19 protein-coding genes and 1 riboswitch are annotated in these 23,100 nt (G+C 53.3%); of the genes, 18 read left to right on the forward strand and 1 reads right to left on the reverse strand.

The genetic code is table 11. The features are described 5' to 3' along the window. Window positions 1-8: 8 nt before the first annotated feature. Window positions 9-1,949 carry a glycoside hydrolase family 20 zincin-like fold domain-containing protein gene (locus BLR64_RS22015; protein WP_090717534.1) on the reverse strand — a complete coding sequence of 647 codons (1,941 nt, stop codon included), beginning with the start codon at window positions 1,947-1,949 and terminating at the stop codon, window positions 9-11. Between the two features lie 82 nt (window positions 1,950-2,031). On the opposite strand from BLR64_RS22015, the gene BLR64_RS22020 reads away from it, so the two are divergent. The 18 genes from BLR64_RS22020 (at window position 2,032) to BLR64_RS22115 (ending at window position 22,819) form a co-directional block, all read left to right on the forward strand. Further along, window positions 2,032-2,889 carry a helix-turn-helix transcriptional regulator gene (locus BLR64_RS22020; protein WP_090717536.1) on the forward strand — a complete coding sequence of 286 codons (858 nt, stop codon included), beginning with the start codon at window positions 2,032-2,034 and terminating at the stop codon, window positions 2,887-2,889. Window positions 2,890-3,549: 660 nt separating this feature from the next. Next, complete coding sequence (locus tag BLR64_RS22030) at window positions 3,550-5,196, forward strand: sensor histidine kinase (protein WP_090717541.1); 1,647 nt, start codon at window positions 3,550-3,552, stop codon at window positions 5,194-5,196. 23 nt (window positions 5,197-5,219) lie between these two features. Continuing rightward, a complete protein-coding gene (locus BLR64_RS22035; protein ID WP_090717544.1) occupies window positions 5,220-5,855 on the forward strand; it encodes a response regulator in 636 nt (211 codons plus the stop codon). 441 nt (window positions 5,856-6,296) lie between these two features. Then, window positions 6,297-7,037 carry a YveK family protein gene (locus tag BLR64_RS22045; protein WP_090717549.1) on the forward strand — a complete coding sequence of 247 codons (741 nt, stop codon included), beginning with the start codon at window positions 6,297-6,299 and terminating at the stop codon, window positions 7,035-7,037. Next, window positions 7,021-7,662, forward strand: coding sequence for a CpsD/CapB family tyrosine-protein kinase (locus tag BLR64_RS22050; RefSeq protein WP_090717552.1), 642 nt, complete (start codon window positions 7,021-7,023; stop codon window positions 7,660-7,662). The genes BLR64_RS22045 and BLR64_RS22050 overlap by 17 nt, the downstream gene beginning before the upstream one ends. Before the next feature lie 48 nt (window positions 7,663-7,710). Then, window positions 7,711-8,604, forward strand: coding sequence for a UTP--glucose-1-phosphate uridylyltransferase GalU (galU, locus tag BLR64_RS22055; protein ID WP_090717554.1), 894 nt, complete (start codon window positions 7,711-7,713; stop codon window positions 8,602-8,604). Window positions 8,605-8,639: 35 nt separating this feature from the next. Next, window positions 8,640-9,332, forward strand: coding sequence for a sugar transferase (locus BLR64_RS22060; protein WP_068720652.1), 693 nt, complete (start codon window positions 8,640-8,642; stop codon window positions 9,330-9,332). Between the two features lie 25 nt (window positions 9,333-9,357). Then, a complete protein-coding gene (locus tag BLR64_RS22065) occupies window positions 9,358-10,293 on the forward strand; it encodes a glycosyltransferase (protein WP_090717557.1) in 936 nt (311 codons plus the stop codon). 9 nt (window positions 10,294-10,302) lie between these two features. Further along, entirely contained in the window at window positions 10,303-11,649 is a 1,347-nt protein-coding gene (locus tag BLR64_RS22070; RefSeq protein WP_068720656.1) for an O-antigen ligase family protein, read from the forward strand. Continuing rightward, window positions 11,646-12,419 (forward strand): WecB/TagA/CpsF family glycosyltransferase, encoded by a 774-nt coding sequence (locus BLR64_RS22075; RefSeq protein ID WP_068720658.1) that lies wholly within the window; start codon window positions 11,646-11,648, stop codon window positions 12,417-12,419. The genes BLR64_RS22070 and BLR64_RS22075 overlap by 4 nt, the downstream gene beginning before the upstream one ends. A 77-nt stretch (window positions 12,420-12,496) precedes the next feature. Further along, complete coding sequence (locus BLR64_RS22080; RefSeq protein WP_341833397.1) at window positions 12,497-13,945, forward strand: O-antigen ligase family protein; 1,449 nt, start codon at window positions 12,497-12,499, stop codon at window positions 13,943-13,945. Further along, complete coding sequence (locus BLR64_RS22085; RefSeq protein WP_090717563.1) at window positions 13,911-15,299, forward strand: oligosaccharide flippase family protein; 1,389 nt, start codon at window positions 13,911-13,913, stop codon at window positions 15,297-15,299. The genes BLR64_RS22080 and BLR64_RS22085 overlap by 35 nt, the downstream gene beginning before the upstream one ends. A 14-nt stretch (window positions 15,300-15,313) precedes the next feature. Continuing rightward, entirely contained in the window at window positions 15,314-16,171 is an 858-nt protein-coding gene (locus BLR64_RS22090; protein ID WP_090717566.1) for a glycosyltransferase family 2 protein, read from the forward strand. Continuing rightward, window positions 16,158-17,351, forward strand: coding sequence for a glycosyltransferase family 4 protein (locus BLR64_RS22095; RefSeq protein ID WP_068720666.1), 1,194 nt, complete (start codon window positions 16,158-16,160; stop codon window positions 17,349-17,351). The genes BLR64_RS22090 and BLR64_RS22095 overlap by 14 nt, the downstream gene beginning before the upstream one ends. Next, a complete protein-coding gene (locus tag BLR64_RS22100; protein ID WP_090717567.1) occupies window positions 17,345-18,484 on the forward strand; it encodes a glycosyltransferase family 4 protein in 1,140 nt (379 codons plus the stop codon). Before BLR64_RS22095 ends, BLR64_RS22100 begins: the two co-directional genes overlap by 7 nt. A gap of 45 nt (window positions 18,485-18,529) precedes the next feature. Continuing rightward, entirely contained in the window at window positions 18,530-19,630 is a 1,101-nt protein-coding gene (locus BLR64_RS22105; protein ID WP_090717570.1) for a glycosyltransferase, read from the forward strand. A 4-nt stretch (window positions 19,631-19,634) separates the two neighbouring features. Then, entirely contained in the window at window positions 19,635-20,972 is a 1,338-nt protein-coding gene (locus tag BLR64_RS22110) for a UDP-glucose dehydrogenase family protein (protein ID WP_090717573.1), read from the forward strand. A 473-nt stretch (window positions 20,973-21,445) separates the two neighbouring features. Then, a complete protein-coding gene (locus BLR64_RS22115; RefSeq protein WP_090717576.1) occupies window positions 21,446-22,819 on the forward strand; it encodes a sugar phosphate nucleotidyltransferase in 1,374 nt (457 codons plus the stop codon). 138 nt (window positions 22,820-22,957) lie between these two features. Next, a riboswitch (cyclic di-GMP riboswitch) is annotated at window positions 22,958-23,037 on the forward strand. Window positions 23,038-23,100 lie beyond the last annotated feature (63 nt).

Consider the following 23,100-nt stretch of genomic DNA (forward strand, 5'->3'; position numbering starts at 1 on the left):
TTCTGCTTTTATTCAGACGGTGCTGCCGGACGCTCCGGAAGAGAGTGCAGCAGGGCCTCATATTCACCTCTAAGACGCAGCAGCCGGCTGACACTCTGCTCCAGTCCGCCGGGCCGGTTGCGGCGGGTCCATAGCCCGCGGTACTCATGAATCAGCAGGTCAAGATCTTTGATCATTCTGCGGATAACAGCCGGATTAAGAGCATCCGGCTCTCCGGCCAGCTGCAGCTTGATCCGGGCCAGCTGCACGGCATGCTTCAGGAAATGGATGCCGTTCGCCAGCTCCTGCAAGACAAGCCCGGCATCACTGCAGCCGGGGGACAGCTCCTCCAGGCGGTTCTCAATGCCAAGGATATAGGTCTCAAGCTGATCAAGCTGGTCCGGGCTGAGCTTTTGGGCAATGCCCATGTTATCCAGCCGGCTGCGCAGCAGCATTGACAGCTCGGAATCATTTGGCCTCAGGGCGCCGGATTCCATCTTGTAATAATTGCCAAGGTCAAGCAGCAGTTGTCCGGTCTTATCCGAGCGGTCCCGGAAGACTGAGCGGTTCAGGTATCCGGCCACATCGGCCTCCAGGTTGTTCCGGACATTCCAGGCCAGCGCGGCCCCGTATACGTATCCGGCATAGCTGACCGGCAGATGCTGCCAATGGCCGAAATCGCCCCAGTCGGTAATGAGATAACCGATTGCACCGTTTTCCTTGCCATGAACAGCCGCGCTGCGCAGATTGGCCAACATATTGTCGGTGCGGCCGGTTACGGAATTCCAGGAGCTTGTACCCGGGCAGACATAGAACGGAATTTGCGCCTCACGGAACTTCAGGGTATCGGCTTCGAACGGATGCTCCGCACTGTAGCCCCATTCCATGGCAATAATATCCTTTGGCAGCAGCGGAATCAGCTCGGGGTGCTGGATAATAATATCGCCCCAGAACTGCATTTTTTTGCCCCGGGCCGTGACAAGCTTATGAATTTCAAGCAGGAATGACAGGTATAGCCGGCCTTTGCCTGCTGAATCGGCCAGTGCCTTGCTTTTGCCAAGTCCCAGTTCATAGGTTTCATCGCAGCCGACATTGAACTGGGCTGAAGTGAAGTAGGGCAGGAGATCATCGTACATTGTTTCCAGCAGCTCCAGAACTTCCGGGTTTCCTGTGTGGAAGGTTCCCGGCTGCATGAACAAGCCGTCCGGATACAGGTCGTGGTCGTACATATGATCTGGCAGCATGAAGCCTTCGGGGATTTCCGCCAGATGGTTGAATTCCGGGCGGGTCAGCCAGTGTTCCATATGGCCGAAGCTGTTCTGATTCGGTACGAGCTCAATATACCGCTCCCGGCAGTAGGCATCCAGCAGCAGAATTTCGTCACCGGTAACAGGCGTCTCGAGCTCCCAGGCCTGCGGAAAGGATTCGTAGGCAAAAGGAGAACCTTCTATATATAACTGCAGCTGATTGAATTTAAGATCAGACATCAGGTCAATAAGCTTATACAGGGTTTCCAGCTTGGGGATTTTGTTCCGGCTGATATCAAGCATCAGGCCGCGGGCGGCAAAGTCCGGCTGATCGCGGATGAACAGGCAGGGCACTTCCCTGCCGCACTGCTCCAGAATCTGCTGAAGTGTTGCAACGGCGTAATAAGCGCCTTCCGGTGTGCTGTACGTTATGGTAATGCCGTCTGCTGCAATTGTGATCTCGTAACCTTGAGCAGGGAGCAGCGGATTGCAGCAGAAGCTGGCTGCTGGCCGGACTGATGAGCGGATGCCGACCGACAGGGACAGGCTGAGCTGAAGAATTCGGCCGATTGCCTCTTGAAGCCTGCGGGCTGCGGGCAGGATGTCCCGGTTTTGTGTTGCAGGGAGAATAATGGAGCTTTTTAACGGAATGCGGAATAGCCCTTCAGACATTGTAAGGGTCTGCGGACCGGGCAAAAGCTGCAGATTACAGATTTCAGGCATAGCTTAAACACCTCTTGTTCATGTAGAATATGTTCACCTGCAATAACGATATCATGCGGCAATAAAGGGAGGAATAGAGGGTATGCCCAAGATCATGGATTATATGATCAGCCCGTATCCGCTCAGAATCATTGACCCCAAGCTGGATGCTTCCATGCTAAGGCTGACAGCCATCCGCATCGGGCAGGCCGGGCATCTGCCGGGAAGAACGCTGTTCCGGAGAGGGGTAGTGTTCGGGCATTGGGCGCTGGTCTATATTGCCGCGGGCTCCGGCAGTATATCCGAGAACGGGAAGGCAGCGCAGCAGGTACGCGCAGGAAGCCTGTTCTTCTTCCGGCCGGGCTGCAGCTACAGCTTTGGTCCGCCCCCTGGCGGGAGCTGGGATGAATATTACATCAACTTTATGGGTAGCCGGGCGGATGAGTGGCTGGAAGGGGGGCTCATAGCAGGCGGAAGTGTCTTTCAGACCGGCAGTCCGGAGGAGCTGGTCTCTTTTTTTGAGGAGGTTTTGAGTCTGATGGACGGGGGCGTTCCCGCCGATGCCGACCGGGCAGCTCTGCGGCTGGAGTCCACGCTGCTGGAGTGCTCCTGCCTGTTCTCTGAACACCCGCGGTTCCGCCGGCAGGGGACACTGACGGAAATACGCGGCGATCTGGAAGCCTGCATATATGAGCAGCCTGACCTGCCGGGGATTGCTGCGAAGCACCATATCTCTATGTCCACCCTGCGCCGGCTGGTCCGCAGCGGCAGCGGTTATCCGCTGCATGAATATATGCACAGGCTGAAAATGGCGGAAGCAAAGCATCTGCTGCTTAATACCTCGCTACAGGTCAAGGAAATTTCCGGCATGCTGCATTACAGCGACCCGTTTTATTTTTCAAGGCTGTTCAAGAAATATATGGGGCTCTCTCCGCAGCTCTGCCGCAGCAATGTCCAATAGCAGAATTTTGTCGGATTATGCAGATTTATGTTGACACTCTTAAAAACAGAATGCTATTATTTTAGATAATATTAGCATTTTTTTAGTGCTTTTTGACTATGCGTTTGCCGGAGATGAAACCATGAGAGAGTTTTATTGCATTGCTTGCCGTAGTCTCCATAAGGTTGATGTGAGTAATAATCATACGATTAGGGTCCTCTCCACCGGCTATCATATCGTTGGGGAGCAGCGCTATCAGATTTGTATCTGCAATAATAAACAGCCGCAGCCGTCTTAGACCCGGAATCCTGTCGAGCCGAGCCGCCCTGAATGCCCGTAACCAATAATGTTTCTGTAAACAGCCTGTCCGCTTCGCGGACAGGCTGTTTTGCCTGCCGCGGCTCCTGCTGTTTGGCGGAATGCAACCGGATAAGCAAAATCAAGGGCAAAAGTGCCCTTGATTCCAGCGCGTGTGATTTCCGGTGCCAGGTATAAGGTGAGGGAATAAAAATATAATAAAATCATAAAAAAAAATTAGGCCATAATGTTATTTTTTTGAAAAGAAAACGTTGTCAATAAATAGAGAAACTTGTTATTGTGATTTTTCTCATGTATGATGCTTTTAAACAAAGCTTTGATGAGCTCGCATTTTCCAAAAAAGGTGGAGAATAGGGTGGTGGGATGAAAATCAAAACAACCGCGGAAGACAGAATGATAGCATTTTACAGATACTTCTCTTTGTCCCTCACATCGCTGATGTACCTCCTGGACCATACGGGGCCTTCCGTCATTTATAAATCCCTATTAATTATCTCGCTTTTCTTAATCGCCCAAGTATTCGTAATGATTTACCGGAGGCTCCGGGCCAGACCGCGGGTTCTTATGCTGGCAGTCAGCATAGAGATGGCCGGCGTTATTGCACTGACTTTACTGACCGGCGGGTTTGACAGTGTGTTTAAGCTCTATGTACTTAACCCTGTTCTGATTGCGGCAGGGTCGCTGTCCGTGTATTTCGGGTGGAGTTTGCTGCTGAGCTATATTGCTGTCGTAACCGGATTTTGTTATATGTTTGTGAACACTGCGGGCAAATCTTTATCAGAAGCAGTGCTTCAGAACGGCAACCTGTTTCTAGCCCTGGTTCTTGCGGTTATAGTTATGCAGATGGTTAACAGGATCAAGCGGCAGCGGGAAGAAGCGAACGCGCGGACCAACGAAACCATGGAGCATATCAAATCGCTCTATCACATCGTCGAAACCTCCAGCCAGCATGACTTCATGAACATCGGCCAGGTCATAACGGATTATGTGGTGAAGCTGACCAAGCTGGATAAAGCCTTATTCTGGTTTGCCAAAAAGAGCGGTGAGCCCGCTCCGCAGAGCCGGCAGACGGGCTGGCAGCATGAAGAAGAACGTTTTCTGTTCACAGAGCTGGAAAAGCATGAGCACGAGTGGAGGCTGCAGCGTGAGCCGGTGTTCAAAAGTATGCCGGGCCTCGGCGATTTTTTGCTGATGCCGGTGAGAATGAGCACCCGGTTTGTCGGTATGATCGGCGTGAAGCTGGAATCCTCAGAGGGACTTGAAGGGCGCAGATGGTATATTCAGCAGCTGATGTTCCTGTCAGAGCTGAGTGCCATTATTCTGGAACGGCATGAGCTGGGTGTCATTGAAAACCGGCTGATCATCACGAATGAGCAGAACCGGATTGCGGATGAAATGCATGACAGCGTATCGCAGAGCCTGTTCGGTATCGTATACGCAACGCATTCCCTGAAGCAGACCTGGCGCAAAATGTCCGACTCTGAGCTTGAAGAGCAGATTGACCTGATTCATGATTCGGCAACCAGGGTTGCCAAAGAGCTGCGGATTACGATCTACAGCCTCAGTTCCAAGAAGAGCGGCGGGCCAACCTGGCTCGGGATGGTCAGATCGCATCTGAAGAGCCTGTCGAGGCTCAATGATGTTGAAATTGAACTCAAAATAACGGGGGATGATTTCAGCCTCCCTTATCCTTACCACAAGGCGCTCTTCCGGATTATTTCTGAAGCGACAGGTAACGCCATACGTCATGGCGCGGCCAGCCGGGTGGATGTCGAGCTGTCTCTGAAGCCCAAATGGATCAGACTGTCTATTACAGATGATGGTATCGGTTTTGATACGGATCTTCTGTGGACTACATCTGAAGATACCACCGGCGGGCTTGGCATGAAGAATATGCAGTATCTGACTCAGTCGCTGGGCGGAGAATTCCACATCTCCAGCAGCGAGAATGCAGGAACAAGAATTTTGATTTCGATACCTGTCGGCGTGGCTGAATTAAAGAATGCATAAACTTTAGGCAGGAGGTCATTCAAGTGAATATCGTCATTGTTGATGATCACCCGTTGGTAAGAAGAGGATTGGCTGCGGTTATTTCCATGCAGCCCAATCTGCATTTTGCAGGCGAAGCAACGAATGGCCAGGAAGCTCTTCAGGTTATAGAAGAGACTCAGCCTGATCTTGTACTGATTGATTTACGGCTGGCAGACGAGTCGGGTCTTGATGTAATCAAGGCTGCCCGGGCGCGCGGACTCACCAGCAAATTCATTCTGCTTACCTCCTCGGCAAGCCGGGAGGATTTTCTCAAGGCGGAAGAGGTGCTGGTTGACGGATACGTCCTGAAGGAGGCTCTTCCGGAGGAGCTGCTGTTCGCGATCCAGCTGGTCTACAAGGGACGGAAGTATTATGATCCGGGCCTGATGGAAGATAAGATGCGGATGAGCGGCAGCAGTCCTACCGACGAATTGACACCTAAGGAGAAGGAAGTTCTGATCGAGCTCGGCCAGGGAGCGTGCAACAAGGATATTGCTTCGCGCCTCTTCATCAGCGAATTCACCGTCAAAAAGCATGTAAGCCAGATTCTGGCGAAGCTGCAGGTAGCCGACCGCACTCAGGCGGCGCTGTATGCCAATGCAGTCGGACTGACGAAATTCGAAATGTCCTATGATTAACAGCACTTTATAAAGCTTATACAGGCGGCAGAGCACGGACAGGATTGTCCGTGTTTTTTTGTGCAAATTTAAGAATGTTTTGCGCAAATGTAAGGATATTACAGAAAAATGGGACCCTCTTTCTTAAAGGCGGTCCTGTTTGCGTGCGTCCGTATTTTCTTTAGCTGACAACTTATGTACGGAATGTTAGAGGTTCAGAGGATGAAATGACGGCTGCCGTAGGCTTATCTTCCATTTGCCGGAAAAGATCGGCCGGAGATATGGTACTAAAGTATACCATTCTGCCCCACGTAGGCACCAAATTCACTTACTCGAAAGTGAACATTAAAGTAATGGGAGGAGCCATGTGGCAATCCGCACAGATTGATAGAATAAGACACAAGATATCTGAAACTTTCATGAATGCTTTCAGAACGTAATGAATGCGGAAGGAGGGTTACTGTGGAAAAGACGATTTTGGATTACATTAACCTGATTAAAAAGAGGCTCTGGCTGATAACGGTATTTGTATTGATCTCCTGTGCTACTACCTTCTATGTCAGCAAGAACTTCGTTACACCCGTCTACTCCGCCTCCGGACAGCTGCTGGTCAACAATACCGCAAATGTACCCGAGAGCAACAATCTCAACAACCTGAACTTCAGCCTGAACCTCATCGAGAGCTACAAGGAAATTATGAAGTCCCCAGCAATTCTGGGCAGTGTTGTGGCCGATCATCCTGAGTTTGGTCTCACGGAAGAACAGCTGGCCGCGAAGCTGCAGGTAAGATCCTCGGAGAAAAGCTCAGTGATTAATCTGAGTGTCCAGGACGAAAGCTACAGCACGGCAGCCAACATTGTAAACGCGGTTTCGCAAAGCTTCATACGCAGCCTGCCGTCCCTTATGATGCTGGACAATGTTACCTTCCTGACCCCGGCTGATCCGGCTGATCTTCCAGCACCAACTAACGGCGGCGTAGCCATGAACCTGATTATCAGCTTTGTTATTTCATTAATGGCTGCTATCGGTATCATCCTGCTGCTGGAAACGCTGAATGGAACACTCCGTACCGAGAAGGAAGCGGAATTCGATGTCGGACTGCCGGTTATTGCCAGCATCCCTGTCATCCGTAAACGTGATCTGGGCAGTGCGGCAAGCGCCAAAGCAAGAGTAGGGGAGGGTACTTATGTTACGGCTGAATAAAAGCTTAATTGCAGACTTGAATCCTTCCTCGCATATCTCCGAATCCTTCCGCTCGCTCCGCACCTACATCCGGCAGCTGGGGCTGACCGGTGGGGATAGCGGAAAGGTGCTTCTCCTCACCTCTGCCGAAGGCGGGGAGGGCAAGACAACGGTGTTGTCCAATCTGGCGGTATCCTTTGTCCAGGACGGCAAGAAGGTAGCCGTTGTAGACTGTAACCTGCGCCATCCCGGACTGCATGCCGTGTTCGAGGTGGAAGGCAGTGAAGGGCTGGCTGCCTACCTGAGCGGTCAGGAGGCTGCGAAGGATATTGCCGTATACGGCAATCTGGCCAACCTGGCCGTCATTCCGGCAGGCAAGACCCGCATCAGTCCGCCGGATCTCCTGGGCAACGACAAAATGGGCGCTCTGCTGGAGGAGCTGAAGGACAGCTTTGATCTGATCCTGCTCGACACCCCGCCGGCAGTGGAATACAGTGATGCCCGTATTCTGGCCCCGCTCTCCGACGGAGTGATCCTGGTGGCCAGGCACGGCAAGACGAAACGCGAAGCGGTCCGCAAGCTGAAGGCGCTGCTTGAGCAGAGCGGGTCGAATATTCTAGGCATCGCCATGAATCAGACCCGGTAAAGCCCCAAGATTTACAATCCTACACATAACGATCAGGAGGTAAGTGCGATGATGAAAAAGGTAAAGAAGGTAATTATCCCTGCAGCTGGGTTAGGAACGCGCTTCCTTCCTGCGACAAAGGCCATGCCTAAGGAAATGCTTCCGATTATCAACAAGCCGACTATCCAGTATATCGTGGAAGAAGCCATCGCTTCCGGCATTGAGGACATTATCATCGTTACCGGAAAGGGCAAGCGGGCGATCGAGGATCACTTTGACAATGCGTTTGAGCTGGAATCCAGACTGCTGGAGGATGGAAAGCTGGAGCTGCTCAAAGAGGTTCAGCGTTCCGCTAAAGTGGAGATCCACTACATCCGCCAAAAAGAAGCGATGGGTCTGGGGCATGCCGTATGGTGCGCACGGCGCTTTATCGGAGACGAGCCTTTCGGCGTTATGCTCGGGGATGACATCGTAACAGGCAGTACACCTTGCCTTAAACAACTGATTGACCAGTACGAGGAAACACAGAATTCAGTAATCGGGGTACAGGAAATTCCGGATGAATTCACCAACCGTTACGGGATTATCGAACCGGATCTGCAGGACGGACGGCTCTACAGAGTTAACAACTTTGTGGAAAAACCTCCTCTGGGCACAGCCCCATCCAATCTGGCAATCATGGGACGGTACGTCTTTACTCCAAAAATCTTTAAATACCTGGATCTGCAGGAAAAAGGCGCCGGAGGCGAAATCCAGCTGACCGATGCCATCCAGAAGCTGAACCAGAGCGAACGGGTATATGCCTATAACTTTGACGGGACCAGATATGATGTCGGTGAACGTCTCGGTTACATCCTGACCACACTGGAATTTGCCCTCCAGAGCGATGATCTCCGTTATCCGGTGATGGATGCAATGGCGGAATGGCTCAGCAAAGCCGGACAAACCACACTCAGCAGCTAAAAATATATTTAAACCTTTAGGAGGAATGAGGAGAAATGAGCATGCAAAAACTGCCGGAAGACTACGAGGCCGTCCTGCCGAAACTTTACATGCTGCATGCCAAAGAAGGAAGCAAAGGGATGGATTCCTATCTGGTAATGAAGCGGATCATTGATATTCTTTTCTCCGCGCTTGGTCTTCTCGTACTGCTGCCGCTCTTTGCACTTGTGGCTATCCTGATCAAGCTGGAGGATCCCAAAGGCAAGGTGTTCTTCCGGCAGACCAGAGTGGGCAAGGACGAAGTGCTGTTTCCAATGTATAAATTCAGATCCATGGTTTCCAATGCCGAGGAGCTGAAGGAAAGTCTTAAGGCTTACAACGAAGTGAGCGGGGCAATGTTCAAAATCAAAAATGACCCCCGCATCACCCGGATCGGAAAATTTCTGCGCAAGACGAGCATTGATGAACTGCCTCAGCTCTGGAACGTGCTGATGGGCCACATGAGTCTGGTCGGCCCCCGTCCTCCGCTCGTTGAAGAGGTGGCGCAGTATACGGATTACGACAAGCAGCGGCTGCTGGTTACGCCGGGCTGTACCGGATACTGGCAGGTTAACGCCAGAAACAGCGTCGGCTTTGACGAAATGGTGCAGCTGGATCTGACTTATATCCATATCCGGAGCACGATGCTGGATCTGAAGATCATTTTCAAAACCGGACTGATGCTGCTAGGTTCCAAGGACGCTTATTAAAAATATGGGAATTGGGTGATTGCCGATGACTGAGTACGGAGACATCCCAAAGGTTTCCATTATCATCTGCACCTATAACAGGTCGGCCCTGCTGGTTAAAACCCTTCAGTCGCTGATCGGACTTGAGAATCTGCATCAGGCTGAAATCATTGTGGTGGATAACAATTCACCGGATGGTACGGCAGCAGCGATCAAGGGCTTCATCGGAAGCCATGGTACAGAAATGGATATCCGTTATCTTCTGGAGCCGGTACAGGGATTGTCGGCGGCCCGGAATACAGGAATTCTGGCTTCCAAATCGCAGATCATCGCCTTTCTCGATGACGATGCGATACCTTGCCGGAATTGGATTACAACCATAATCAGCACCTTTGAAGAAAGGCCGGAAGTCATGGCCATGGGCGGAAAGGTGGCCCCGATCTTCGAAAGCAAGCGCCCGGAATGGCTGATCAAGCCGTTTGAGCTCCCTTACACTATCGTGGATCTCGGAGGCAAGGTCAGAGAATATCCGAAGCGGCTGCATCCGTGCGGAGCCAATATGGCGATGCGCAAGCCGGCCTTCGATATCAGCCTGTTCCCGCTGGATCTCGGAAGGAAGGGTGATTCCCTCATCTCCGGTGAGGAAACCTGGCTCTTCGGGCAGCTGCAGAAGCAGGGACACACCATCCTGTATCATCCGCAGATGGCCGTAGACCATTTCGTGGCAGCAGGGCGTCTGACCGAAGACTGGATTATGAAAAGGTATTACAGCCAGGGCATCTCCAACGCCATGAAAAGCGAAGGGTTGAAGGGCAATCTGCTGCTGCTGGGTACAACGGCCGCCAAAATCGTGTACGTCATGGCCGATTCGGTCTTTTCCAGAAGCCAGGGCAGAAAGCTCCTGAACAGATGCCGCCTGGAGAGCATTCGCGGAACGCTACACATGTTTTGGAACCGGAAGAGGGAATCTGCAGCGGGGTGAGGGAAGACAATGACTAATTTTGAGTGGGGCACCAAACTAAACGCTTTACCATACGGAATGCTCTACCTCGTGTCCGCATTGTTTCTGGGGACCGCGGTCATTTACCAGCCGGTATTTGCGGTAGCGGCCGTACTCTTGATTATTTTACTGACTGTCTCCATCTCACGCCCTGATGTTATCAGTTATTTCGTACTGCTGACCACAGCGGTCTCGATCAACTTTTTGTTCAGCGGCAGCATGTTCGGCTTCGAAATCCTCTCGCTTTACAAGCTGGTTATCCTGATGCTGCTGGTACCCTGCATTCTGGTGAACGGACTGAGATTCAAGCTGAGTCCCCCCTTGTGGGCGATGTTCATTCTGGTGATTATCACCTTCGGCTTCTCCATCTGGCTGCCGGAGATGAGCTCATCCATTGCTGTAAAAGCTTTTATCGGACTGTCGCTCCCCTTCGTGTTTCTCCTGATCAACTGGAAGAAGGAGGTCGCTGACAAGCAGATCCGCATTCTGGCGAGTCTGCCCGTAATCAGTGTAGGGATAGGAATACTGCTGCAGATAGCAGGCATGCATTCCCTTCTGTCCATTGAATTTACAGGTGCTGTACGGCTGCAGGGAGCGAATATTGCACCGCATCTGGCGATGCTCGCGTTCATGGGCGTGGCGATCTGCTTCATAGAGATCAAGCGCAGCCCGCAGCATATCCGGCTTTTTTACACCCTGCTGGGTCTGAACTTTCTGATTCTTGTCGGAACAGGAACGAGAGGGCCGATGCTGGCACTCGTACCTATGGTTCTCTATTATTTCTACGACATCTCGCGCCAGTACCTAAAAGGCAAGTCACAGTACCTGTTCCTGCTTCTGGGCGGGGGGATCGTACTCTCCGGAGCTGTCTATCTGCAGCTGGATAACCTCAGAAAACGCTCCTTTGAGCGGACTACCGAGACGGGGATTGACCTGTCGGGCCGGACGGAAGCCTGGGAGTTTTTCCTGAACAAGGCAGCCGGGTCGCCCTGGGCGGGCCGGGGACTTGGATCAGCCACCGTAGCCAATGACGGTACACTCTATTACGGGTTTGTTGTTCCGCATAACGAGTACATCCGGTTTTACTACGATGGAGGGTACATCGGTGCCATCCTGCTAATGCTTTCTTTACTGGCTGTGTTTCTTGTGGTTTACAGAGCTTTGGCGCCGCGGGTCAGACCTTATTACGCACTCCTGATTGCAGCGTTTCTAGTATATTCCTTTTCAGATAACACGCTGTCGACGGTCCAATTCATTATTCCGTTCTGTTGGTACCTGAACTGCCTGTATCGATCTTCACAGCCAACCGATTCCCCACAAAAAGAAGTGATACGATGAATCAAGTGAATATGTTCGATGTTAACTTTAATAACTATGACTTCATGGACCTGCTTGATTACATCGACAAAACGATTCAGGAAAGGAACCAGTCCTACATCCTGACCTGCAATGTCGATCATGTAATCAAGCTGCGCAAGGACAAAGAGTTCCAGGCCGTTTATTCAGAGGCGGGCGCAGTCGTCGCAGACGGGATGCCGCTGATCTGGGCTTCAAAGATGCTTGGCAAGCCGCTCAAGCAGAAGGTATCCGGTTCGGATCTCTTCAGCCGTCTGGGCAACGCCTTCGAGCAAAGGAAGTACCGGCTGTTCTTCCTCGGCTCGGCGGAAGGTGTACCGGAAAAAGCGACAATGAATTTAAAAGCGGCTTATCCCGGCATCAATGTTGTCGGCTGCTATTCTCCCTCCTACGGCTTTGAGCATAACGAGGAGGAAAACCGGCACATCATCAAGATGCTGACGGACAGCCAGCCGGACATTGTATTCGTCGGAGTGGGCGCGCCGAAGCAGGAGAAATGGATTTACCGCCATTACACCTCTTACCAGGCTCCGATTTCGATCGGCGTCGGCGCAACCTTCGATTTCCTCTCCGGTTCCGTGAAGCGGGCGCCGGACTTTATGCAGAAGACAGGGCTTGAATGGTTCTGGCGGCTAAGCCAGGAGCCGGGAAGGCTCTGGAAGAGATATCTTGTAGACGATGCCCAATTCCTGGTTCTGCTGCTCAAGGAGCTGCGCAAGAAAGACCGGGTAAAGGGCAGAAGCCTTGAATAATTACAGTTGCCGGCAGGAGGTGGGGAACGAAGATGACGGAGCAGAATGAGAGCAGTATATCGCTGCCATCCCTGAACATGATGAAATCCGGCGCGGTGACAGCGCTGATCTGCGCTATATGTCTTGGCCTTCCGCTGATCATCGGGTTCGCCAGCGCACAGCTCAGTGCCTCCGACAGTATGCAGGGAGCCATTCTGGCAGGGCTGCTCTTTCCGGCCTTCCTGCTGGCACTGCTGAAGCCCAAGCTGCTGATTGCCTACACGCTGCTCATCTGGGCAGTGGCCCCGGAGCTGCGGCGGATCGCCGACTGGTCGGAAGGGGTGTACCATTCCGTATCCCTGCTCAGCCTGGCACCGCTGCTGACGGGTGCAACCCTTGCCATCCCGGTGCTGCGGGAGATTCACCGGATCCGCAAGTCGTCATCCCGGATCATTCTGTTGTTCTCGGTGGCGCTGGCTTACGGCGCAATGATCGGGCTGGCCAAGAACGGCGTGGGCTCGGTGTACGATCTGGCGAACTACATCGTACCGCTGCTGCTGATTCCGTTCTTTGCGGTTACCCGGTTCACGCCGAAGGATATTGACCGGCTGCTGTACGCTTTTGCCAACATTGCAGTGCTGGTAGCCATCTACGGCATCATCCAGTATCTGACTGTTCCGCCGTGGGATGCCTTCTGGATGCGCAATGCCGATATGATCTCCATCGGAACGCCGTATCCGCTGGAAGTCCGGGTGTTCTCCACGCTGAATTCACCCGGGCCGGCCGCTACCTTCCTGGTATTCGCCCTGGTGCCGATGATTCTGGAGCGGAGATGGCAGGGCACGCTGCGCTGGCTCGGCGTCCTGCTCGTCGTAATTTGCCTGCTGACCACGCTGGTCCGCTCGGCCTGGCTGGTGCTGCTGGTCATGCTGCTGGTCTACATCGCTTCCTCCCCTTCCAAAGGCAAGTGGAAGACGCTGCTCCAGCTCGGCTTTGTCGCCGCAGCACTGTTCTGGATCGTTCCCAAGCTTCCGGGTGCAGAAGGGCTGGTCGCACGGATGGAGACATTAACCTCGGTACAGGAGGATCACTCCTACAATGAGCGGCTCGCCCTCTGGCAGAACATGGTGCCGCTGGTAGCCTCGAACCCCGTCGGCCAGGGGATCGGCAGTGTAGGACAGAGTACCAAGCTGGGTAACGGAGGCGAACTTGGCGAGTACGGCAATATGGATAACGGGTTTATCGCATTGCTGCTCACCTTCGGAGTACTGGGGGCCTTGTTCTTCTTCGGCGCACTGGGCGTCGTCATCAAACAGATTGCCCAAAGGGTCACGAGCAGGGACAGTCTTCAGCCGTACGCCAGACTTTCACTGGCAGCCTGGACAGGAGCGGTAGTCAGCCTGCTGTCCGATAACGGCTTCCCGGGACTGAAGGGGTACCTGATCTGGATGCTGATTGGCCTTGGCCTCGGCGCCAAAGAGATTATTGAGAGTAGAAAGAAGGGAACACCGCATGCAGCAGTCGAACGCCAAATCACTTCCCACTAGCACGGTCTGGTCCTCGCTCAAACGGTTTACCAAGAGCAAGAACAACAGCTCGGCGGCAGTCAAAACCATGATGGTCAGCGTGCTGATCCTGCTGGTCAATATGCTGACCGGCGTGCTGACCGCCCGCTACCTCGGACCATCCGGCCGCGGGGAACAGACGGCGATGGTGAGCTGGTCGCAGTTCCTGGCGTTCAGTATGAGCTTCGGGATTCCGTCGGCGCTGATCTACAACGCCAAGAAGAACCCCGATGAAGCCGGGGTGCTGTACCGGGTGGCGCTGCTGATCGGCCTGGGCTTCGGGATAATAGCGATGACAGTAGGGATTATCGTTCTGCCGTATTGGCTAGATTCCTTCAGTTCAGAGGTTGTGCTGTTCGCGCAAGTGTCCATGATCCTCTGCCCGCTAATTGTGGTCTCACAGATCAACAATGCGGCCTTTCAGTTCAGGGGGGATTACAAGACCTTCAACTGGCAGAGGTATCTGGTGCCGCTCCTGACGCTGGCGGTCATCGGCATTCTGATCCTTACCGGCAGTATGAATCCATATACAACCGCACTGGCTTATCTGGGTCCTTCAGTGCCGCTGTTCATCTGGATGACACTGCTCCTGCTGCGTACCTACAAAGTAAAGATGAGAAACACTTACCGTAATTTCAAAAGACTGTTCACCTACGGGCTTGGCTCTTACGGTAATGACTTGCTCGGCCAGTTCTCTACATACATTGACCAGATCATTATCGCCGGCCTGCTGCGGCCGGCCGACCTGGGGCTGTATGCCGTGGCGGTAAGCCTGTCGCGGATGGTCAACTTTTTCTCGAATTCCATTACTGTGGTGCTGTTCCCGAAAGCCTCCGAGCTTTCGAAAGATGAAGCAATCTCGCTGACCTTCAAGGCTTTCCGGATCAGCACCACCTGCACCCTGCTCGGCGCACTGTTTCTGATGCTGGTAGCCCCTTTTGTTATCCCGCTGCTGTACGGCAAGGATTTCAATACCGCACTAACAGTATTCCGGCTGCTGCTGCTGGAGGTAACAATCAGCGGAGGCACCCTGATTCTGGCTCAGACCTTTATGGCGCTCGGCAAACCGAAGTTTGTATCCATCCTGCAGGGGGTGGGGCTGCTGCTGGTAATCCCGCTGCTCTTCCTGCTGGTGCCAAAGTTCGGATTGTTCGGAGCGGGAGTGGCGATGCTGTCATCGGCAATCCTGCGCTTCCTGTTCATTATTCTTAATATCAGATACAACCTGAAAGTTAAGCTTCCCCGCCTGCTGATCAGCAGGGAGGACATCCAATGGATGAAGACAACGATGAATTCTTACATCCGCAAGAAACCCGCGGATCCAGCAGTTAAGTAAAGGAGGAAACCTTCATGGATTCAGTAACAAGCGTGCTTGGCAGCCCGGGCAGTTACCCGATTTCGGTTGTCATCATTGCTCAGGATGACGAAGTTCGCATATCCAAAGCAATTCAGTCCTGCCGGCCCTTCGCCGACGAGGTAGTCGTAATCGACGGAGGAAGCAAGGACGGGACGGTGCAGCTGGCTGAAAGCCTCGGCTGCCGGGTATACGTCAACCCGTGGCCCGGATATGCCAAACAAAGGGAATTCGGAGTGGAACGCGCCGTCCATGATTGGGTCTTCCTGATTGATACCGACGAAGTGGTCAGCGATGAGCTGGCACAGGATATTCTGCAGCGCAAGCCGGGGCTGACAGACCGGGGCGTAGCCTTCTCGCTTTACCGGATCGGTGATTTCCTGGGCAAATGGCTGGACAAAGGGGAGTACCTGGTCCGCCTGTACAACCGCAAGGAGTACGGTATCCGTAATTCCCTGGTGCATGAGATGCCCGAGGTTGAGGAGGAACAGACGGTCCGGCTGAACGGGGTGCTTTGGCATCAGGGCTTCCGCAGCATCAACGACCATGTGGCCCGTTTCAATAAATACACCGACCTTGAGGCACAGGCGGCATTCGAGAAAGGCAAGCCGTTCAAGCTGAGAAACCTGCTGCTGCGGCCGCCGGCACGCTTCCTGCAGAAATACTTCCTGCATGGCCTGTTCAAGAAAGGCATTTCCGGATTTGCGGTATCCGTATTCTGGGTGATGTATGAATTCATGGTCGGCTTCAAGCATTACGAATTAACCAGCTCCGGCAGACTGGCCCGGCATAACGCGCAGGGCCAGGCGGAGAAAGGGAAGAAGAAGGGGGAGAGAAGCTATGCCGTACAGTGACGGACTGAACATTATGACGACCGGCCTCAGCTGGCCGTCGCTGCAGCCCGGCGGGCTCAACACGTATTTCAAATCTGTCTGCGAGCAGCTCTCCACACGCAATCAGGTGCATGCGCTGATCTGCAGCCAGGAGACACCGCCGACTCCCAAGGATCTGATCATCCATAATGCGGGCGATCCCAAGGAGACGATCTGGAAGCGCAGAGATGCCTTCCAGCGCAAAGCGGCAGATCTGATGGGCAGCGGCAGCGGACGCATCGACATCTTGTACTCGCACTTTGCCCCTTATGGGGTAGGGCCGGCGATTGAGGCAAAGAAGCGGGGGATTCCGGTCATCATGACCTTCCACGGTCCATGGAATGAAGAGATGAAGATCGAGGGCCAGGGCATCAAGCACCGGGTCAAGACGACCATCGCCAAGTCCATCGAACGCAAAGCCTACAAGCTGGCAGATAAATTTATTGTCCTTAGCGAGTACTTCCGCGACATGCTGCATCAGCTGCACGGAGTGCCGCTGCACAAGATTGTCGTGATTCCGGGAGCGGCCAATATCGAACGCTTTGTTCCGGCGAACAACCGGCTGGCGGTACGGCGGACACTGAATCTGCCCGAAGGGGCAACCACCGTGCTGACCGTGCGGCGGCTGATGAACCGCATGGGGCTGCTGCAGCTGCTGGATGCCTGGAAGCAGGTGTCGGAGCGCTTCCCGAACGCGATTCTGCTAATCGGCGGCAAAGGGCCGCTGCGCGGCGAGCTTGAAGAAAAAATCGCCGATTACGGCCTTGGGAACAAGGTCCGGCTGCTCGGATATATTCCCGACCATGAGCTGGCCTCCTACTACCAGGCAGCCGACATGTTCGTGGTTCCCTCACAGGCGCTTGAGGGCTTCGGGCTGATTACCGTCGAGGCGTTGTCCTCCGGACTTCCGGTTATGGCTACCCCGGTAGGCGGCAACAAGGAAATTCTCCAGGGCTTCCGGCCGGAGCTGCTGTTCAAGAGTGCAGCCAGCGACGATATGGCAGAGGGTATGATTCATATGCTCAGCAACCGCAAGCTCCTGCCGAGCCGTGAAGAATGCCGCGGCCATGTCCTTGAGAAGTACACCTGGCAGCATGTCGGGGATCAGGTTGAATCGGTATTTCTGCAGACTTTGGGAAAGGGTGTGGCCGCAGGATGCTAAAAGTAGCCTATATTGATCACACCGCCAAGTGGAGCGGAGGAGAGGTTGCCTTATTCAATATCCTCACCAATATCGGAGAAAATGTGCAGCCGCTGGTCATTCTGGCCGAAGAAGGTGCTCTTGCTGAACGGCTGCGCGAAAAGGGCATTGATGTCCGCGTAATTCCGCTGGATGAGAGTATCCGCAGCCGCGGCCGCAACGCCGTCAATCTTGGTGCTCCGGCAGCAGCAATCAAGCTGCTGGCCTACGGCAGCAAGCTGGCTCCCCTGCTGAAGCAGGAGAAGGTGGACTGCGTGCATACCAATTCGCTGAAATCAGCGTTCTACGGTGCAGTCGCCGCCAAGAAAGCGGGCGTACCGCTGATCTGGCATATCCGGGATCATATCGGTGCCCCTTACTTAAAGCCGGTGGTCGCCAAGGCGATCCGCACGATGTCGCGCATGCTGCCGAACGGGGTCATCGCCAATTCGCACTCTACACTGAGCGCTCTGGAGCTGCCGCAGACGAAAAAGACACTCGTTGTCTACTCCGCCTTCGCCAAGGCGATCAGTGAAGGGACCCGCAGACGGGACCAGAAGGACTTCAACGTGCTGCTGGTCGGACGGCTGGCACACTGGAAAGGCCAGCATGTCGTGCTGGAGGCAGCCAAGGCCTTCAAGCAGGACAGCAGAGTGAAATTCTGGCTGGCCGGCGATGCGCTGTTCGGAGAAGAGGAATACAAACAGGAATTGATCCGGACGATTCAGCAGAATGATCTGACCAATGTCAGTCTGCTGGGCCATGTGGATGACATACAGGGATTAATGCAAAAAGCCGATCTGCTGATTCACACGTCGGTTACACCTGAGCCGTTCGGCCAGGTCATTGTTGAAGGCATGGCAGCCGGGCTGCCGGTCATCGCCTCAAATGAAGGCGGGCCTGTAGAGATCGTAGTACCGGGTGTAACCGGAATGCTGATCCAGCCTGGAGACGCAGGGATACTCGCAGAATCCATCACATGGATGCTGGAACATCCCGAGGAGCGCAGACGGATGGCCGAGAATGGAACGAAACGGGTGAAAGAGCATTTTGTCATCGAGAATACCGTCAAGGACATTGTTGATTACTACAAAGGACTGCTGGCGGCAACCTGATTGTGCTTGATGATGCGGCTCCATAAAACTTTGAGGATGATTCACATGAAAATTGCGATAGCGCACGATTACTTAATCCAAATGGGCGGGGCGGAAAGAGTAGTGGAGGTATTCCACCACATGTATCCGGAGGCTCCGATCTTCACAACCGTGTTTAACGGAAGCCGATTGACCGACAACCTCAAAGACGCGGACATTAGGGCCTCCTGGCTGCAGAAAATTCCGGGAGTGAAGACCAATTTTAAAGGGGTGCTGCCGCTATATCCCATGGCCATCCGTGATCTGGATTTTCGCGGATATGATATCGTCCTGAGCTCCAGCAGTGCTTTTATGAAAAGCATTCAGGTGCCCGAATCGACGTTCCATCTCTGCTATTGCCATACGCCGATGCGCTTTGCCTGGGATTATGACACATACATGGAGCGGCAGACCAATTCCGGACTGTTCAAAAGACTGCTGAAGATCTACATGCAGCGGCTCAAGACCTGGGATCAGCGGACGAGTAAAAATGTTAACCAGTTCGTAGCCAACTCTTCCGTTGTGAAGACGCGGATCCAGAACTATTATCACCGCGATGCGGATATTATTTTCCCGCCGATTAATACGGCACGGTTCACCAGCTCCAATTCAATCGGTGACTACTACCTGATCGTCTCACGGCTTGTATCCTACAAGCGGATCGATCTCGCAGTGGAAGCTTTTAACCGCAACGGGCTGAAGCTGTTCATCGTCGGTGACGGACCGGACCGTAAGCGTCTGGAAGGCATGGCCAAGGGCAATGTGTCCTTCCTGGGCCGGCTGGAGGATGCCGAGGTAACGGGGCTTATGTCACAGTGCCGGGCTTTTATTTTCCCGGGAGAAGAAGATTTCGGCATCACGCCGCTGGAGGCGAATGCTGCAGGAAGACCGGTTATTGCTTACCAGGCCGGAGGGGCGCTGGATACAATCGTGCCTTATGTGAACGGCGTATTTTTTCAGCATCAGGAAGTTGACGATTTACTGAAGGCCATAAACGAAGTGGAGTCCTACGCATGGGATATAGGCCGGATTATGGGGCATGCCCGCAAGTTCGATGAACAGGCGTTTATGGTGCAGTTCAAGCAGTATGTAGAGCAAGCCTACGTTAATTTCCTAAAAGGAGGATGATTGTATGAAGCTGGCAGTTATCGGTACCGGCTATGTCGGTCTTGTATCAGGCGTGTGCTTTACATTGAATGGAAACCATGTGATTTGTGTCGATAAGGATGAGGAAAAAATCAACAAGCTTAACCGGATGGAATCCCCGATCTACGAACCGGGCATTGAGGCATTGATCGAAATGAATCTGCGTGAAGGCAGACTGTCCTTTTCAGCGGATCTCAAGGAGTCGGTACGCCGCTCCGATATCGTGATCCTGGCTGTAGGAACACCGTCATTGCCTGGCGGCGAAGCCGATTTACAGTATATCGAAGGGGCTGCCGCTGAAATTGCCGATGCCATGGAAGGCTACAAAATCATCATGACCAAGTCCACGGTTCCGGTCGGAACGAATGAACGAATCCGCAAGCTCATCGCTTCCCGCACCAATCACCCCTTCGATATTGTCTCCGCTCCAGAATTCCTGCGTGAAGGCTCCGCGATCCGCGATACCCTGCACCCGGACCGTATCGTTATCGGTCTTGACAATCCGCAGCTTGAGCCGACTATGCGCCAGCTTCATCAGGGCTTCACGGAAAACATCTTCGTAACGGACATCCGCAGCGCGGAAATGATCAAATATGCATCCAATGCATTCCTGGCGACCAAAATCTCCTTTATCAACGAGATCGCCAACATTTGTGAAAAGGTGGGAGCTGACGTGACCATGGTGGCGGAAGGCATGGGAATGGACCGGAGAATCGGCTCCTCGTTCCTGCAGGCCGGCATCGGCTACGGAGGCTCCTGTTTCCCGAAAGATACCAATGCCCTGATCCAGATTGCCGGCAACGTGGACTATGAGTTCAAGCTGCTGAAATCGGTGGTCGAGGTGAACAAGGACCAGCGGTTCATGATTATCTCCAAGCTGCATGAATCGCTTGGCAGCCTGCGCGGTGCCGTGATCGGCATCTGGGGCCTGGCCTTCAAGCCGAACACCGATGATGTCCGCGAGGCTCCGGCCCGGGAGATCGTGGAGGCTCTGGTAGCGGAGGGCGCTACCGTGAAGCTGTATGATCCGATCGCCGCTGCCAACTTCCGCGCACAGTACGACCATCCGCAGCTGCGCTGGTGCGGTGTACCGGAGGAGGCGGCGGAAGGCAGTGATGCTGTCTGCCTGCTGACCGACTGGGCACAGTTCAAGGATATTGATCTGCATCACCTGTCCGGCACCATGCGCCGCCAGATCCTGATCGACGGGCGTAACGTCTACTCGAAGGAGCAGATCGAGGGTACCGGCCTTGAGTATCATTCCGTCGGCCGCCCGCAGATGGGCGGGCTTAGCGGATATTCTCCGGTCGCCGGCGCGGTTTAAGCTCGTAAATTTTTTTGAAGGCTTGTACGCTCTTATCACTTTCGTGCATAGTGCAAAACTCTGACATAACTATAGCCCTTAATTTTTAGCTCTTAATCTTTAGCTCTTAATCTTTAGCTGCCGCTCAACCAAGCGGCAATTCCGGATCTTTAGCAGGGAGTCTTCCCTGCGTGAACAGCAAACAGGTTACCTGTTGTAAAAAGGATCGGAGAGGAATTTTGGAGCTGTAGGAGCGAATGCGTCCGCCTGAAAGCTTTCCGCAGGAAAGCTCGCTTCGGAAGCATATGCTGTCTTCGGATTTCTACCGCGGCCAGCGGTTCAAATCAGGAAATCCGAAGACAACAGCGGCCGGAAGCCCAAACATTCCTTGGAGTGACCCTAACAACAGCCCGAGGTTTTGATTTTCTTTCCTGTGAAATGCTCCCAATAACAATCCGAAATTTTCGCGTCATATATACCAAGGAGGGGTTCCCATGAAACTAGTACTTCTATCAGGCGGTTCAGGTAAACGACTCTGGCCATTGTCCAACGATTCTCGCTCCAAGCAATTTCTGAAGGTACTGGAAAGCCCGGCGGGTGAACCGGAATCAATGGTACAGCGGGTCTGGAGACAGCTGGAGGAAGCAGGGATGACGGGCTCGTCCTACCTCGCTACAGGCCGCAGCCAGGTGGAATCCATCCAGAGTCAGCTCGGCAGTCATGTGCCGATTATCGTGGAGCCGGAACGCCGCGATACCTTCCCGGCGATTGCGCTGACAGCGGCTTACCTGTATTCCATCGCCGGCGTTTCCCCGGCGGAAACAGTGGCCATTCTGCCTGTCGATCCGTATGTGGAGGCCTCCTTCTTCGATACGGTAGTCCGGCTGGAGCAGACGATGGAGGAGAGCGGCGCGAACCTGGCGCTGATGGGCGTAGTGCCTGAACATGCTTCAGAGAAATACGGATATATTATTCCTACCAGTGATGCGGCGGGGGCAAGCGGCTACCTGCAGGTAAGCCACTTCCAGGAAAAGCCTGACCGTGTGCAGGCAGAAGGGCTCATCAGCAAGGGAGCACTTTGGAACTGCGGCGTATTCGCTTTCCGCCTCGGTTATCTGCTGGATATACTGCAGAGCAAGGGTCTGCCGCTTAACTACGAGGAGCTGCAGAAGCAATACAAACTGATGGCTTCCATCAGCTTTGATTACGAAGTGGTGGAAAAAGAGGAGAAAATCGTCGTTCAGCCGTATGCCGGCTTCTGGAAGGATCTTGGTACATGGAATACGCTGACCGAAGAAATGAGCAGCAATCTGGTAGGCAAAGGGGTAGTAACCTCTGATTCCGAACGGACCTGCCTGATCAATGAGCTGGATATTCCGATTACCGTTATCGGGGCCAAGGATCTGATTATCGCCGCCAGCCCTGACGGGATTCTTGTTACGCATAAGGCGGAAAGCCCGCGCATCAAGGAAGTGCTCAAATCTCATGAGCAAAGACCGATGTACGAGGAACGCCGCTGGGGCCATTACAAGGTTATCGACTATGTGAAATATGATGAGGGCAATGAGGTGCTGACGAAACGGATTTTTATCGAGCAGGGTAAAAATATCAGCTACCAGCTTCACCACAAACGCAGTGAAATTTGGACCTTTGTGAGCGGGGAGGCCAGCATCGTCATCAATGAGAAGATGCATAAGGTAAAGGCAGGCGATGTCGTCCGCATCCCGGAAGGAACCAAACATGCCATCCTGGCACTGACAGATGTGGAGTTTATCGAGGTGCAGAGCGGCTCGGAGCTGGTGGAAGAGGATAACATCCGGATTACACTGGACTGGGAAGACATTGAATTGCATCAGTTTATTTCATAGGTCTAATTTATCTATTTAACCAATTGTGAAAAGTGTGAAACAGGTAATTGGAACTATTTATTAAGATTTATTCATTTTTGCTATAAACCTACAACTTCATAGAGTCGATACTTACGGTAAGAAGGATATTTCCTTCCAAAACGACAAAGGCAAACCTACTCGAAAGATAGGGACGCAAAGCTATAGGGCCTCTACCAAGTGGCAGCCTGGCTACCGAAAGGAAGATGAATGTTGAAAGCTTACCGTAAGTCTCGTCTGTTGTCTGCCGTATTGTCCGTGGC

Source organism: Paenibacillus typhae, from assembly GCF_900099765.1.
Lineage (GTDB): Bacteria > Bacillota > Bacilli > Paenibacillales > Paenibacillaceae > Paenibacillus_AQ > Paenibacillus_AQ typhae.

What these genes read in the sequence shown, in the direction of transcription:
- BLR64_RS22030 (WP_090717541.1), top strand. Translation starts at nt 3,550, where the DNA reads ATGAAAATCAAAACAACCGCGGAAGACAGAATGATAGCATTTTACAGA.
- BLR64_RS22115 (WP_090717576.1), top strand. Translation starts at nt 21,446, where the DNA reads ATGAAACTAGTACTTCTATCAGGCGGTTCAGGTAAACGACTCTGGCCA.
- BLR64_RS22090 (WP_090717566.1), top strand. Translation starts at nt 15,314, where the DNA reads ATGGATTCAGTAACAAGCGTGCTTGGCAGCCCGGGCAGTTACCCGATT.
- BLR64_RS22095 (WP_068720666.1), top strand. Translation starts at nt 16,158, where the DNA reads ATGCCGTACAGTGACGGACTGAACATTATGACGACCGGCCTCAGCTGG.
- BLR64_RS22080 (WP_341833397.1), top strand. Translation starts at nt 12,497, where the DNA reads ATGATGAAATCCGGCGCGGTGACAGCGCTGATCTGCGCTATATGTCTT.
- BLR64_RS22065 (WP_090717557.1), top strand. Translation starts at nt 9,358, where the DNA reads ATGACTGAGTACGGAGACATCCCAAAGGTTTCCATTATCATCTGCACC.
- BLR64_RS22020 (WP_090717536.1), top strand. Translation starts at nt 2,032, where the DNA reads ATGCCCAAGATCATGGATTATATGATCAGCCCGTATCCGCTCAGAATC.
- BLR64_RS22060 (WP_068720652.1), top strand. Translation starts at nt 8,640, where the DNA reads ATGAGCATGCAAAAACTGCCGGAAGACTACGAGGCCGTCCTGCCGAAA.
- BLR64_RS22105 (WP_090717570.1), top strand. Translation starts at nt 18,530, where the DNA reads ATGAAAATTGCGATAGCGCACGATTACTTAATCCAAATGGGCGGGGCG.
- BLR64_RS22075 (WP_068720658.1), top strand. Translation starts at nt 11,646, where the DNA reads ATGAATCAAGTGAATATGTTCGATGTTAACTTTAATAACTATGACTTC.
- BLR64_RS22110 (WP_090717573.1), top strand. Translation starts at nt 19,635, where the DNA reads ATGAAGCTGGCAGTTATCGGTACCGGCTATGTCGGTCTTGTATCAGGC.
- BLR64_RS22085 (WP_090717563.1), top strand. Translation starts at nt 13,911, where the DNA reads ATGCAGCAGTCGAACGCCAAATCACTTCCCACTAGCACGGTCTGGTCC.
- galU (WP_090717554.1), top strand. Translation starts at nt 7,711, where the DNA reads ATGATGAAAAAGGTAAAGAAGGTAATTATCCCTGCAGCTGGGTTAGGA.
- BLR64_RS22100 (WP_090717567.1), top strand. Translation starts at nt 17,345, where the DNA reads ATGCTAAAAGTAGCCTATATTGATCACACCGCCAAGTGGAGCGGAGGA.
- BLR64_RS22015 (WP_090717534.1), bottom strand. Translation starts at nt 1,949, where the DNA reads ATGCCTGAAATCTGTAATCTGCAGCTTTTGCCCGGTCCGCAGACCCTT.
- BLR64_RS22070 (WP_068720656.1), top strand. Translation starts at nt 10,303, where the DNA reads ATGACTAATTTTGAGTGGGGCACCAAACTAAACGCTTTACCATACGGA.
- BLR64_RS22050 (WP_090717552.1), top strand. Translation starts at nt 7,021, where the DNA reads ATGTTACGGCTGAATAAAAGCTTAATTGCAGACTTGAATCCTTCCTCG.